At 42.0% G+C, this 14,671-nt stretch carries 11 protein-coding genes and 1 other RNA gene; 3 read left to right on the forward strand and 9 right to left on the reverse strand.

Annotated features, from left to right (window positions below; all coding sequences use genetic code 11):
• Positions 1 to 84: 84 nt before the first annotated feature.
• The 5 genes from H5993_RS07900 to H5993_RS07920 all read right to left on the reverse strand — a co-directional run bounded on the left by H5993_RS07900 (position 85) and on the right by H5993_RS07920 (position 3,908).
• Entirely contained in the window at positions 85 to 1,218 is a 1,134-nt protein-coding gene (locus tag H5993_RS07900; RefSeq protein WP_204776939.1) for a THUMP domain-containing class I SAM-dependent RNA methyltransferase, read from the reverse strand.
• Between the two features lie 2 nt (positions 1,219 to 1,220).
• Entirely contained in the window at positions 1,221 to 2,396 is a 1,176-nt protein-coding gene (locus H5993_RS07905) for an ATP-binding protein (protein WP_204776940.1), read from the reverse strand.
• Positions 2,397 to 2,453: 57 nt separating this feature from the next.
• Positions 2,454 to 2,828, reverse strand: an RNA gene (rnpB, locus tag H5993_RS07910) — RNase P RNA component class B.
• An 18-nt stretch (positions 2,829 to 2,846) separates the two neighbouring features.
• The gene (gene gpsB, locus H5993_RS07915; RefSeq protein ID WP_180871985.1) at positions 2,847 to 3,212 is read right to left on the reverse strand and encodes a cell division regulator GpsB; all 366 of its coding nucleotides are present in this window, start codon (positions 3,210 to 3,212) and stop codon (positions 2,847 to 2,849) included.
• 102 nt (positions 3,213 to 3,314) lie between these two features.
• Positions 3,315 to 3,908 (reverse strand): SLOG family protein, encoded by a 594-nt coding sequence (locus H5993_RS07920; RefSeq protein ID WP_204776941.1) that lies wholly within the window; start codon positions 3,906 to 3,908, stop codon positions 3,315 to 3,317.
• 86 nt (positions 3,909 to 3,994) lie between these two features.
• Between H5993_RS07920 and recU the strand changes: the two genes are divergently transcribed.
• Both recU and H5993_RS07930 read left to right on the forward strand, forming a co-directional pair.
• Complete coding sequence (gene recU / locus H5993_RS07925; protein WP_204776942.1) at positions 3,995 to 4,618, forward strand: Holliday junction resolvase RecU; 624 nt, start codon at positions 3,995 to 3,997, stop codon at positions 4,616 to 4,618.
• The gene (locus H5993_RS07930; protein WP_204776943.1) at positions 4,611 to 6,830 is read left to right on the forward strand and encodes a PBP1A family penicillin-binding protein; all 2,220 of its coding nucleotides are present in this window, start codon (positions 4,611 to 4,613) and stop codon (positions 6,828 to 6,830) included. The genes recU and H5993_RS07930 overlap by 8 nt, the downstream gene beginning before the upstream one ends.
• 70 nt (positions 6,831 to 6,900) lie before the next feature.
• Here H5993_RS07930 and cydC read toward each other — a convergent pair whose 3' ends face one another.
• From cydC to H5993_RS07950, 4 genes are read right to left on the reverse strand one after another with little or no spacing between them, the layout of a single operon-like run.
• Positions 6,901 to 8,649, reverse strand: coding sequence for a thiol reductant ABC exporter subunit CydC (gene cydC / locus H5993_RS07935; RefSeq protein WP_204776944.1), 1,749 nt, complete (start codon positions 8,647 to 8,649; stop codon positions 6,901 to 6,903).
• Positions 8,642 to 10,372: a thiol reductant ABC exporter subunit CydD gene (cydD, locus tag H5993_RS07940; protein ID WP_204776945.1), complete on the reverse strand. Its 1,731-nt coding sequence runs from the start codon at positions 10,370 to 10,372 to the stop codon at positions 8,642 to 8,644. Before cydD ends, cydC begins: the two co-directional genes overlap by 8 nt.
• The gene (gene cydB, locus H5993_RS07945) at positions 10,372 to 11,397 is read right to left on the reverse strand and encodes a cytochrome d ubiquinol oxidase subunit II (RefSeq protein WP_204776946.1); all 1,026 of its coding nucleotides are present in this window, start codon (positions 11,395 to 11,397) and stop codon (positions 10,372 to 10,374) included. Before cydB ends, cydD begins: the two co-directional genes overlap by 1 nt.
• Position 11,398: 1 nt before the next feature.
• Positions 11,399 to 12,838: a cytochrome ubiquinol oxidase subunit I gene (locus tag H5993_RS07950; protein WP_204776947.1), complete on the reverse strand. Its 1,440-nt coding sequence runs from the start codon at positions 12,836 to 12,838 to the stop codon at positions 11,399 to 11,401.
• Between the two features lie 404 nt (positions 12,839 to 13,242).
• Here H5993_RS07950 and H5993_RS07955 point away from each other — a divergent pair, with 404 nt between their 5' ends.
• Positions 13,243 to 14,463, forward strand: coding sequence for an NAD(P)/FAD-dependent oxidoreductase (locus H5993_RS07955; RefSeq protein ID WP_204776948.1), 1,221 nt, complete (start codon positions 13,243 to 13,245; stop codon positions 14,461 to 14,463).
• The last annotated feature ends 208 nt before the right edge of the window (positions 14,464 to 14,671 follow it).

A 14,671-nucleotide genomic window follows, 5' to 3' on the forward strand; every position in this document is an offset into this window, starting at 1 on the left:
CCACCCACGTTGGGCAGCCTAAACTAGACCAATTTAGCCTTAAAAATTCTATCAGTACCAGTTGACGAAGAGCCTTTATTTTGCTTATCTTTGTTTATGTCCCCAGTACTGGAACAAATCAGTTCGGAGGGCCCCGTTGTAAAGTTTCCGACGCTTAGTCGCTGGAGCTCCATAGTATTTTTCAAATTCTAAATCAGCTGTCAAAATGTACTTAGACCAAGTTGTCATTTGCCGATAAATTGCCCCCATTTGGCGATAAAGTTCCCGAACACTATCAAGATCACTTAGTCGCTCACCATACGGCGGATTAGCCACAAGAACTCCGTTGATTTTGTCAGTGTGCCAGTCTTTAACTGCCAATTGTTTAAAGGTAATTGCTTGTGATAAACCGGCAGACCGGGCATTTTCTTTAGCTATCTCGATCATTTGGCCATCAATATCATAGCCAGTAATGTCGAGGTCAATATCATAATTTGCGGCATCCATTGCTTGATCCCGTAATTGATCGCTTAAACTTTCAGGAACTAAACTAACCCAGCGTTCAACCGCAAATTCCCGGTTTAAACCAGGAGCAATATTGTAACCAATCAAAGCAGCTTCAATTGGAATCGTCCCTGACCCACAAACTGGGTCAACAAACGGATTGTCCGGAAACCAATGGGCTAAACTAACTAAAGCTGCCGCCAAGTTTTCTTTTAGCGGTGCGCCCCCTTTTGCTTTCCGATATCCTCGTTTAAATAGACTTGAACCGGAAGTATCCAGGGTTAATAAAACATGATTCTTGGCGATCGCTACTTCAAGCGGGTAAGTTGCCCCCGTTTCAGGTAAGCGAGTTCGGCGATGATAAACCGTACCCAGCCGTTCAACAATGGCCTTCTTTACGATTGCCTGGACACTTGGGACATTGTGAAGAATTGAATGATGGCTCTTCCCTTCAACTGGAAAATTAGCATCCAAAGGTAGTAAGTCTTCCCAGGCGAGGGCTTTCGTTTGGTCAAAGAGTTCATCAAAAGTAGTGGCCTCAAATTCACCGACGACAATCTTAACCCGGTCCGCAATCCGGAGCCACAAATTTGTCCGTAACACATCCTTAATCGTTCCTTCAAACCGAACCCGCCCGTTTTCAACCTGGGTTTGATAGCCTAAATCTCGGAGTTCTCGTCCTACTAGAGCTTCAACTCCTGCTGCCGCCGTCGCAATTAATTGATATTTCTGCATAGTTACCTCTTATTTTGATCATTTTTATTTGTCCACCATTCAGGAAGCTGAACTTGAATTTCTTGCCATTCATTCCCATCGCAATGAAGCCAACCTTTCCCCACTAAAAGTTGGGTTGAATCCACCTTTTTTGGTAGATTTAAACTCCTGACCTCAACTGGATCAGTAATCCGGTGTAGCAGGCAATTTGCAAACTGGGATCGCAACCGCGGTGCTAAATCGAGTGGCGATTGGGTCGTTAAGATCAAAGTTAAATGAGCCTTTCTTCCTTCTCGCGCAATTTGAAAAATACCGTTTTTCACTAAATCAGCTTCCTTAGGTAAGTACCGGTGGGCCTCATCAATTACTAACCGTACTGGAAACTTAATGTTGGAAGCTAAGCGTAAGGTTAAGACCCGTTTTAAAAGAGTTGAAATTAAAGCTTCCTGACTATGAGGGTACTGGCGTAAAAGTGATAAGTCAATCACTAAGGTCCGGTGTTCACTGGCTTGACTCGTAAATTGTTTAAAAAGATAATTTAGTTCAACTTTAAAAGTCCCGGGATGTGGATCATAGTCAAAAAGTTTTTGGAACTCTGGCTGAGCAATCCGGGTCGCTAAAGTAATAATTTGATCCCAATTTTGTCGTAACTGGTCTTGGGCTAATTCTTGACCCAAATAATTAAAATCAGCTCGCTGATCAGCATATGGCACCACAAACTCCTGAATAAGTTGTTCAGCTAGCTTTGTAAATTGGTAGTCCTTCATCCAAGTAGCGAGCCGACGCAAATCCTGCTGATAGTCGGCAATCAATACCCCTTGCCGCTTAAAAATACCATTACTTTTACATAAATGACGAGTAATGCGGAGATCTAAAATTGCCTGGCTTAACTTAGTCCTTAACCTTGGCCCCCAATCTAAATTTAAAACCGCCATTAATTCATCTACCCGAAGCTGGTCAGGAGCTAAATAAGCATTCTCGCCAAGTCGATACGTCACGGTATTAGGGAGCTTAGTATATTCTCCTGTTGGGTCTAACACAATTACAGTTTGATTTTTCTTCTGTAACTCACTCAATAAGGCGAGAACGGACGTTGTTTTACCACTCCCGGTCTGCCCAACAACTAATAAATGGCGATCAACTACTGATTGAATATCAATTTCAGAATTCGCCGATGAGGTTAATATAGCAAATGCCATGATTTTCCTTTCACTTAATAAAAAAACCCGGTAAAACCGGGTTGCCTGTTTGCAGATTTCTGTAGGCCATGTTTTGTCGAAGCTTAAGCCTCAGGCCAGCTTAAACCGTGGTAATCATCTATCTCAGTAGTAAAACTACTCCCCTGGAATCACTTCAATTTGCTATCCAAAGCTCCCCTACCGTATGTTTGGGTTTACCGCTTGAGGGGTTTACCGCGTTCCACCAGTTTGGTTTCCCAACCTGCTTCGTCACTGTGGCACTTTTCAGGAATACTAAGACATAGTAAAAACCGTAGTCTGTTTTTCCGCCGTCATCAATCACTTGATGCCCCGCCTTATTTTTTCAGCGAGCACAAACACTACGAGCATCGCAGCCCGTGCGAGCATGGACCTTCCTAACGTAACATAAGCTACGCTCGATTACCCAAAACCTGCAAAAATTAACAAAATTTATAGTAGATGGGAATCATCTTCACCATTATCTCCGAGCTGCGAACCAAAAACTCGCCGTTCCAAATTGGAAAGCCGTTTTAGAATATCCATATTCGTTGCCCCGGAAACAACCGGTTGACTAGCTGGCGTTGATGCTCCGATGGAAGAACCAACTTCAATTTGACGATTTAATTCGTCAACCTTCGCCTTAAGCCTTTCGTTCTCATCTTGGAGCCGTTCAACTTCTTTGTTGAAGGTGTCATAGTCCTTGATAACATCGTCTAAGAAAGAATCGACATCATCTACATCGTAACCCTTCCCAATACTCTTCTCTTTAAATTGCTTATGCAAAATGTCTTGGGGAGTAAACTTAATGTTATCCATATCCAACACCTCATTTGCTTTTAATTCGTCAACACAAAACAATTTTACCAAAAACTAAATAATTTACAAGTAGTTATCTTCAATTTTTAGTTTAAATTTATCTTACCAACCACTTTTTCGTTCTCGTTCCTCTTCCGCTAATTCTTCCGCAGCCATCTGTAACTCATCAAAATCAACAATTTGGAGTTTAAGACCATCATCAGCCGCTTTTTGCTTCGCTAATCGATAGTCATAATACGCTTTGGCATGTCGTTGGGCCTCATTGTCCCGTTCAGCATCAAAGACTAATAACACTTCATCAGCATGCTCAAACATGAAGGCTTGGTACGCTCTTAACTGCATTGGCCCTTGGTATGGTTGTTTACTCAAAGTTCCTACATAATCGAGTTTTAATTCAATTTGATCAAGCGCTTCCTTGCGGGCGGGTTTCCATTGCTCTCCTACCCCTTCAAAGGGCCTCATCATTCCTAATTTAAAATCTGGATAATCCGGTTGGATTTTAAGTGCAACTTCAAGCGCCCACCGTTCAACTCCTGGTTGGGGACCTGTAATCAACCAAGTTGGTTCGGTTTGTTGGTTTAACCATGTAACAATTTTTTCCTTTAAAACCCGTTTGATAACCTGTACTTCCGGTGCCTTTGGATCGAAAATTCCTAATTCATAATCTCGATAACCACTTACCCATAAACGTTGCATAGATATTTCCTCGTGTAACCATTCCGTAACTGTGCTTACCCCGGTACTGATGATATAATATAGCACGTAGTGAAGGGAGACCTCAAATGTCAATTCATTATCCAAATGGTCAGGGACCGTTGTCAGCAAGTCAATCGGTTAAAAAAAAGATCAATCCGGTAAACTTTGCGGATCGCGGAATGTCACTGGAAGCTGAAATCAACGCTAGTAATACTTACTATTTAACGACTGGTCAGGCTGTGATCCATAAAAAACCTACCCCAATTCAATTAGTTAAGGTTGATTACCCCAAACGAAGTGCGGCCGTTGTTCGCGAAGCATATTTTCGCCGCCCTTCAACAACGGATTATAATGGCGTTTATCGGGGCTATTATATCGATTTTGATGCAAAGGAAACGAAAAATGTTACTTCATTTCCTCTTAAAAATTTTCATCAGCACCAAATCGATCACTTAGCCGCTTGTTTGAAACAAGGTGGAATTTGTTTTGCTTTCATTAAGTTCACAAAACTTAATGAATATTACTTACTACCAGCCTCCTTCTTAATACAAACTTGGCAAATTCAAGCCTCTGGTGGTCGTCATTCCATCCCTCTCACCACGATTAAGAAATGGGGAATTCCCGTTCAAAACGGGTTAAATCCTCGATTACAATACTTACCGGCTGTCGATCAATTAATTGCACAGCAAAAAGGAGTAACGAATGAATAACGATGAATATCCCACTTCAAAATCTCGTCAGCAACGACGCGATTTTGGGGCAGACGGTCAAGGAAAAGGCCCTTTAGTGCGTCGAATTATTGGCTGGACTCTCAGTATTATTTTGTTAATCGTTGTTGCCTTAGCAGCCCTCTTTTTCTTCTGGGCTTCGAGTGCCCCAACGATTAGTGAGAGCGCCTTAAAAAGTCAGTCGACAACGACAATCTATGATGCTAACGATCAAGTAATTTCTCGACTGGGAGCTCAACGGCGAGAATATGCTACTAGTAGTGAAATCCCCGCCAGTCTGAAGAGTGCGGTTGTCTCAATCGAAGACCGGCGTTTCTATAAACACCATGGGGTTGACCCCGTTCGGATTGTTGGCTCAGCCATTGCTGACATTTTCCACCGAAGCTCAGGAGTCCAAGGGGGAAGTACTTTAACTCAGCAATTAGTTAAGTTAACCGTCTTCTCTACTTCAGCAAAGGATCAAACTTTAAAACGAAAGGCGCAAGAAGCTTGGTTAGCTATTAATGTTGAACGGCACTTCTCAAAGCAACAGATTCTCCAGTTCTACATTAACAAGGTCTACATGGGAAATGGGGTTTATGGGATGAAGACCGCGGCCCAATACTACTATGGTAAAGACTTAACAGATCTTAATCTCTCCCAGATTGCTACTTTAGCAGGAATTCCCCAATCACCAACTTACTACAACCCTGATGTTAGTGATACGGCCCCGGCAACGGAACGCCGAAATCAAGTTCTAGAAGCAATGGTTCGTTCAAAAGCAATCACTAGCGCTCAAGCTAAGCAAGCTGAAGCTGAAAGCATTACTGAAGGACTTGACTCAAGCCACGGAAATACCAGTGAAAACTCAACTGGTGTGAAGGAAAAAGTTGTTGATTCTTACGTTAAGGAAGTCTTGGCTCAACTCGAAGCGGCTGGCTATAACGTCAATACCGACGGTTTGAAGGTCCATACTAATTTAGACCTTGATGCCCAACAGGAATTGTATGATCAAGCGAATAATAACGTTTCCTTCCAAAGTGATAAGATGCAAACGGGGGTCGCGATTACTGATCCTCACAATGGTCAAGTAGTCGCTATGCTTGGTGGTCGGAAAACTGGAAATGTAATTTATGGGCTTAACCGGGCTGTCCAAACTAACCGGAGTTCTGGTTCGACAGCGAAGCCAATTATGGATTACGGTCCAGCAATCCAATATTTACAATGGCCAACCTACAAATCAGTTAGTGACTCACGATTCTATTGGCCTGGAACTACTAAGCTCCTTAAGGACTGGGATAATAAGTACAAAGGAAACATGACCATGCGGGAAGCCTTAGTTCAATCACGGAATGTTCCGGCGATCAAAACCTTACAATCTGTTGGCCTTAGTCGGGCAACCACCTTCTTAAAGGGACTCGGTATTACGCCAAATAAGAGTGGCTTCAATCTTCAAAATGGGATTGGCCTCTACGTTTCACCATTACAGCTTTCTGCCGCTTATGGGGCCTTTGCTAACGGTGGAACTTACTACAAACCTTACTATATTAGTTCAATTACAACCCAAGATGGGAAAACAATTAATTACAGTAAACATGGTAAGCGGGCCATGAGTCGGGCTACCGCCTACATGATTACTGATATGTTAAAAGGGGTCTTTACTAATTCAAATGGGACCGCTACGGATGCTAACCTTTCTGGGGTTCACCAAGCTGGGAAGACCGGGACTGATGACCCAACTGTTGGTGATTCTGGTGTTACTGACTCTTGGATGGTTGGTTACACCAAGAATTATTCCATCGCCGTTTGGACCGGGTTTGATAACCCTCGTTACTCAGTCGCTGAAACTTACGAAAAATCAGCTCAGTTACTTTACAAGAACATGATGTCCTACTTGGATGGACAAAACCATGCCAGTGATTGGACAATGCCAGATACGGTTGAAGCCGTATCCTATGGTGGCCACAAAGAATTAGTCATTAGGGATTCAAAATGGGCATTAGGAATGACCGAGATGTCTTCATCCTCTTCCCATTCAAGTAGCACTAGCTCACAATCCTCAAGTACTAGTAGCGCTTCTAGCTCTTCAAGCAGTCGAGAAGCAGAAGATAGCTCCAGTGCCACAAGTAGTAGTGCCGTAAGTTCTTCAGCTTCTAGCGCAAGTTCAGCTGCATCAAGCGCATCAACCCCTCCGCAAATGAGTAGCAGTCAATAAGATTTCAAACCATACTAAAAAGCGTTAGGCAAAACCATTTCTGGTCTGCCTAACGCTTTTTTTATTAGAACTATCTTCCCTCATCGATAGCTTTTAAGCGTTGATAACGCTCATTGGTTTTAGCAAGCCCTGCTGGATGACCATCCATCACAAGCTCACCATCTTCAATAAAGATCACCCGATCCATGGCATCAATTCCTTGCAAGTGATGGGTAATCCAAATCAAGGTCTTACCTTCCAAGTTACCAAAGAAGGTATCCATTACTTCACGCTCTGTTACCGGGTCAAGGCCGACTGTCGGTTCATCCAAAAGGACGATTGGGGTATTAGCCAAGAGAATCCGAGCTAAAGCCAACCGGTGCCGCTCCCCACCAGAAAAACGAAGCCCTGCCGAATCAACCATTGTCTCTAATCCCTGTGGCAAACTTTCAACCATTTGCCGTAAGCCAACTTGATCTAAAATCTGCCAGACGTCGTCAACCGTCGCGTTTTCGTTCCCAATCCGGAGATTATTTAAGATCGTCGTGTTAAATAAGTATGGGCGCTGGTTAATCACCCCAATATACTTAGAAATTCGATCTTTATAATTATTGGTTGGAATGCCTGCAAGGGTTACATCCCCAGTACTTGGCTGGCGATCCCCGCGAATCAAGCTAGCTAAAGTGCTCTTTCCAGATCCACTTTTACCAAGAATTGCTACCTTTTGGCCCGCAGGGATTGATAAATCTAGCCCCCGCAAAACTTCTTTACTTGTCCCGGGATAGGTGTAATGTAAATTTTGAATTTTAAAGTCTAATGGCTTTTGGACTTCTAATTGATCAGTCTTGGACTGTGGGATTGGCGGCAATTGATTAAGCCGTTTAAGGGAATCAACGTAAACATTCGTTTCTTGAGCAGCTGCTGGTAGTCCAGCTAAGGCATCTTCCAAAGGGAAAACTGCCAACACAAACGCTGCAATCCAGTTTGCGGTACCGCCATATTGACCACCAAACTTTGCTGCACCCCAAATCATCAGGCTAAGCACAATTGCTAAAATCACCAATTGCATCAAGAAATCACGAAAACGTTCAAACTGATGAAGGGCTGTTTGAGTGGCAAAGAGTTTGTTTTCACTGTTGAGGTGTTCAGCAACATATTCCTGGTTTCGTTGAGCAAATACCCAATCAACAATACCCATGACGTTATCAGTTAAATCGGCATATAAATCATTTTTAACCTGTTTTTCATACTCTTGCCGGGCCCCATTAATAACTACTGACCAAGCTGGAATGGCAAAAATCATCAGGCCAAAAAGAACCAACATTGCTAGCCCCATTAACGGCGAAATAAAGCCAAGGCCAACAACAATGATAGTGTAAACGCCCCAAGCCACAAAGTTAGGAAAAATTGTCCGCAAATACAAGTTTTGGATGTGAGCGACGTCTTCGGATAAGAGTCCTAAGATATCCCCCAGACGATATTTGCTATTGAAAAACACCGCATCTTGTTCTAAGGAATCGTACATCTTCTTCCGAAATTCGGAAGTCATCTTAAAGACCCAGTTATGACTGGTTAATCGTTCCGCGTACCGGAAAACCGGCCGGAAAATCCCAAAGCCCCGCGTTAGGACAATTGGGACGTACACTAGCAAAATATTATCAGGTCGGGTCGCAGACTTTGAAATTAAGAAGCCTGAAGTAAACATCAGTCCTCCAGCACAAACAAAGGTTAAAATCCCTAAGCTAATCGCCAATACCAAGGTCCGCTTGTAATGCTTTAAAAATGGCTTAACCCATTGATCATGCTTTAATGTTTTTAATAATGGTAGCCGATTAAGCATGCGCTTTTCCTCCTCTCATTTGACTGACAAGCCGGTTAAAAGCCCCATCTGGATTAGCTAGTAATTGATCATAGGTTCCTTGTTCAACCAACTGCCCTTGTTCCATTACTAAGATGTAATCCATCTGTTTCATCCAGTGTAACCGGTGAGTCGCAAAGAAAACGAGGTGATCTTTCATTAAAGGTAACATTTTTTCCTTTAATTCAAGCTCAGTTTCAATATCTAAGTGGGCAGTAGGTTCGTCAAAAACCATCACCCGCCGATTTTGGTCAAGAAAGGCCCGGGCTAACGCGATTCGTTGGGCTTGACCACCAGAAAGGGCTCGTTTTCCGGAACCAATCTCCGTATCAAGTCCTTCAGGCAATTCATTAACCATTTCAGTTAATCCCACCACTTGAATTGCCTCTTGAACTTCTGCATCCGTTGCCTCGGGATGGTAGAAAGCGATGTTTTCTCGCAAACTTGCCGAGAAAATATAAGGAGTTTGGGGAATATAAGTAAGCTGTTTCTGCCAATTAGGATCGTTTAACGTGGTTAACTTTTGCCCTTCAATGGTAATTCCCCCTTCATTAGGAGTAAGGAAACCAGCTAAAAGATTAATCAAGGTTGTCTTTCCAGAACCACTCATTCCAATAATACCGATCTTTTGGTACCCTTTAAATTTCACTGATAATGGGGCCAACCCCCGCTTGGTTTCAGCATAGGCAAAACCGAGGTTGCTTAATTTCAATTCATCATTAGCTTGCCATGCATGTAAAGAGGTTTCAACTCGCTTAGCTGGCTTTTCGTTAATTAATTCCATGATTTTATGAAAGGAATTTTTCCCATTTAAGGTAGCATGGTAATCATTTGCAAAGTTCCGAATTGGTAAGAAGTATTCAGGAGCCAATACCAAAATCACAAGAGCTGGATACAGAGTTTCTTGACCATTAATTAAGCCGACCCCTAAGAAAACTGCGAGGACCGCAATTGATAAGGTTGTAAAGAAATCTAAAGCAAAGGTGGAAGTCATCGCAATTCGTAAGGTCGCCATCGTTGACTTCCGGAAATCTTCACTTGAGCGGTAAATACTCTTAGAGTAAGGCTTACTCAACCCAAAATATTTTAAAGTATCGATCCCGCGCAAGGAATCAATGAAGTGATTAGATAACCGTTGAAAGGTTTCAAATTGACGATCGGCTTGGGCTTGGGCAGCATATCCAAGAACAATCATAAAGAGAATAATCAACGGGTAAACAATCGTCATAATTAATCCAGAAACCCAGTCAAGATAGTAGGCCACGATTAAAATTATAATTGGCACTACCATCATATTAACTAACTTATTCAGGACCAATTCAAAGTAATCTTTAACCTGAGAAATCCCATCTAGTGTCAGGGTTACCATGTTTCCCGTTCCTTCTCGCTGAACCATGCTTGGACCAAGTTCAAAAGTCTTTTGAAGGAGCTGGGTTCGTATTTCCTTGGCTTTATTTTGAGCAAATTTGTCGAGCATCCCATTAATTAACCAATTTTCGGCATGTCGAAGCACAAAAGTTAAGATAAATAGTCCAACCCAGTGGAGTTGACTTTGAAAAGAATCTCCTTGCCATAAGCCGACTAATACTGCTGAAAGTGATAGAGTCTGACCAATGATAAGAAAAGCTTGTAGGACGTGAAGTCCTACAAGCTTTCCCATCATTGACCGCACTCCTGGAATTTTAAATAGGAGTTGATCAACCATTAATATCCCTCCAAGGGCTTATCCACCGTTGGCATGGCAATCCGCTTCCTGAAAATCCAGTAGGCCCAAATTGTATATGCCAAAATAAATGGTAGTAAGCAAACCGTTGCAATCGTCATTACCGTCAAAGTATATGGCGTTGATGAAGCACTATTAATTAATAAGTCATAACTTGGTTTGATTGATGAGATCATAACCCGCGGGAACAACCCAACAAAAATCATGGCTACCAAGGAAACCATCGTTAAACCACTTGAAATAAAGGCCATTACTTCGTTGTCCTTAAAAAGAGCAACATGAGCTAAGATGGCAAAGACTACAATTAAGGCAACCGTAATCCCCGTTCCAAATGGGTGAACACTAAAGAAGTCCGTTTGGAAAATTAGTAAGAGAGCAAAGACAATTAAACCAACATAAAGCACGTAGTAAAGGGCCTTGGCAAAGTTCTTTGCCGTTTCCCGCATTTGGCCTACCGTCTTGAGGGCAATGTAATTTAAACCGTGAAGATATGTCAAAAGCATTAAAGCGATTCCTCCAACGATGGAAAACCAGTTGAAGTAATCAAAGAAGTGGGCGTGCATGTTACCATTAGCATCAATTGGCATCCCCTTAATCATGGAGATAAACATTACCCCTAAGAAGAATGGCACCCAAGCACTAGCAATCCCAAGTAACTTTGTCCATGCCTTCCGCAACTTACCATCACTCTTAGCCCGAAATTCAAAGGAGACTCCCCGGAGAATTAAGCCACATAAAATGGCCAGTAAAATTAAATAGTAACCACTAAATAAAGTTGCGTACCAGAATGGGAAGGAGGCAAACATGGCCCCACCTGCGGTGATTAACCAAACTTCATTTGCATCCCACACAGGCCCAATCGTTTGAATAATTTGGCTTTGTTCCGCATCATCTGAGGTTAAGGTGTTAACAGCCATCCCTACCCCGTAGTCGAAACCATCAAGGAAGAAGAAACCAGCAAACAAAACCCCAATTAAAAGGAACCATAAAATTTGAAAGAAACTCATTTTAGAAGGCCCCCTTATCAAATGGATCTAATACCTTTTCAAGCAATTGTGGGTCATCCAGGTTAGCTGGATCTTTCCTCAATTCCTTGACAACTAAGTAAACCATAACAATCGCTAAGGTTGTAAAGAGGATAAAGTAAACAATGTTAGATGTTAACAGTGAAGCCACTGAAACCGTTGGCGAAACAGATTGTTGAATCGTGAACAGGCCGTAAACCGTCCAAGGGTAACGCCCAAATTCGGTTACGAACCAACCAACTGAGTTCCCAATAAATGGTACAAAAGTAGTTAAGGCAACTACCCAAAGCATCCATTTATGGTTGTAAAGGGTTTCTTTTTGCTTTCGCGTAAGAAAAAGCGTCACAATTGAAACTAGGGCAACCCACATCCCGATACCTACCATGATTCGGAAGCTCCAGAACATAGTGTTAACTGGTGGGTAGTAATTTACTCGGTGACCTGCGATGTACTTTCCATATTTCTTGGTCAAATCTTTATTAATTTGGTCCATCCCCTTGATTGAGCCAGAGAACTTGTTGTAAGACATAAAGCTCAACATCCCAGGAATTTCGACACTTCCCTTTAATTGATGTGTTTTCTGGTCAGCAACTCCAAACAGAGCTAAGCCAGCTGGACTCTTAGTGGTCTTGTAAACCGCTTCGGTAGCCGCAAACTTCATTGGTTGTTCCTTGATCAAGTATTGCATTTGGGCGTGTCCAACGGCAATCGTCAGAACAGAGAAAATCAAAGCAATGCACATTCCAAAACGCATTGAAGTTTTGTAAACCTTCTTAGTTTCATCAGAAACGGCTTGCTTCTTGGCCTTTAACATTTGGAAACCGGTTAAACCGGCCACGATAACGCCACCCATCATTAAGGCAGCAAAAACTACATGCCCGTACTCAAACCAAAGTTGTGGATTCTTAAGCAATGCAAAGAAATTGGTCATTTCGGCCCGCCCATTTTTAATTGTGTAACCCACTGGATTTTGCATAAATGAGTTGGCCGTTAAAATCCAAAGTGCAGAGGTTAAAGAACCAATACTCGTCATCCAAATAAAGAAGGCGTGGAGACCCGGCTTGACCTTGTTCCAAGTGAAGGTCCACAAACCGATAAAGGTCGATTCCATGAAGAATGATAGTAAAGCTTCAAAGGCTAATGGCGCCCCGAAGATATCCCCCATGAACCGGGAGTAATCTGACCAGTTCATTCCAAATTGAAATTCTTGAATCAGCCCGGTTACAACTCCGACCGCAAAACTTAGTAAGAAAATATTCCCCCAAAAGCGGGCCATTTTCTTATAAACATCGTTCTTGGTATGGACGTAAATACTTTCCATCACAGCAATAGCGAAGGCAGTCCCAATCGAAAATGGGACAAAGAAGAAGTGGTAAACCGTCGTCATTGCGAATTGGAAACGCGCCAAACTAACAATGTCCACTATTATCCCCCCTAAATAAAATTTATCGACAAATAAGCCAAAAATAATAGCAAATAATATATCCGATATTCATTTCATAGTTTACTCTTAAAAAGTTAGTATTTCAACAAAAGATTAAGTAACGATAAATTATTTTTTGGCTTTTCAATAAATAAGTTTTTTCACTATTTTTAAATTATAAAAAAGCACTTCATTTATTTTGGGAGCGCTATCCAGTACGATAATTATAATTTTTTCTCTCAATACAAACTTTTTTCCACAAAAGTTGTTTTTTTATTTTTCACAAACCCATTTACTTGTTATAATTATTACATCAATAAATAATCATCAACTTAAAACTTAATTTTCGCAGGTTACCTTTTAAGCTGATAAGTCATTAATTGACTTTTTGAGGGGGAATTTTTATGAAACAAATCGTCGTATTAGGTGCCGGTTACGCCGGTTTAAAGACTGTCCATGAATTGCAACGTAAGGCTGATGGTAGTTTTAAGATTACCTTGGTAAACAAGAATAGCTATCACTACGAAGCAACTGATCTTCATGAAGTAGCTGCTGGAACGCAACCAAAAGAAAAAATCACTTACGAAATTGCGGACATTGTTGATCCAAAGGTAACAACTTTTATTCAAGACGAAGTTACTAGTTTTGATCCGGAAGCAAAAACGGTTTCCCTAAAAAACCATGATGACCTTAGCTATGACTATTTGGTTGTAGCCCTTGGTTTTGTTTCTGAAACATTCGGTATCAAAGGAGCGGAAGAATTCGCTTTGCCAATGACCAATGTCAAAGAAGCTGAAGCCATTCACGCTCATATTCTTAAGGTTATGGATGATTACAAGCAGGATCCTGATCCAGATGCTTTGAATATTGTGATCGCTGGGGCTGGTTTTACAGGAATTGAATTAGCTGGAGCCCTTGCCGATGGTCGAAAGGAATACGCCAAACATGCTGGTGTCACTCCATCTGACATCAAGATTTCAATGGTGGATGCTGGAACTCGTCTCTTACCTATGTTCAGTGATGGCCTTGCTGAATACGGGGTTAACTTGGTTAAGAGCCTTGGGGTTGATATTATCACTGATGCCCGGGTTCAAGAGGTTACTGATGGTAAAACAATCTATGTCTTTGGTCAAGATGAAGAAAAGACCCCTTATGAATTGACCGCTAAGACCATCATTTGGACAACTGGGGTTTCTGGTAATCCATTGGTTGACGAAGCTGGCTTAAAGGCTCGGCGGGGACGGGTAATTCCAACCGAGCACTTAACTGATGCTGATCATGATAATATGTATGTTATTGGTGACGTTGCAGCAGTTATGCCACCTGATGGTCAACGACCATACCCAACGACTGCTCAAATTGCTTTAGCAATGGGTAAGTATGTTGCTAGTGATTTAGTAAACGTTGTTAAGACCGGAAGTCACCTTAACGAAGGCTTTGTTTACAAGTCCCTAGGAACCGTTGCTTCTGTTGGTAACACCCGGGCCTTTGGGGTTGCATTGGGCCACGAAACCCGTGGCTACATGGCTTCGGCTACCAAGAAGATGATTGCTAATGAATCTCTCTTCAAGATTGGTGGTATGAAGGAAGTCTTTAAGAAAGGACGCTTCGATCTTTACCACTAGGATTAATTTTAACTAAATGTTAAACAACCTAAGATTAGTTCAGGATGAATTTTACCATCCTGGACTTTTTTATTACCCTAAAGATAGAGCTAAGGTCGTCCATAGCCTCAGGGACTGCGAGTCCGTATCACAAAATGACCTCCGCTATCTTTGCTTTGATATTTTGATTTTCAGGTTGTGGGACTACGAGTTCGAGTATAGGAAATGA

It is taken from the genome of Limosilactobacillus alvi (assembly GCF_016900115.1).
GTDB classification, from domain to species: domain Bacteria; phylum Bacillota; class Bacilli; order Lactobacillales; family Lactobacillaceae; genus Limosilactobacillus; species Limosilactobacillus alvi.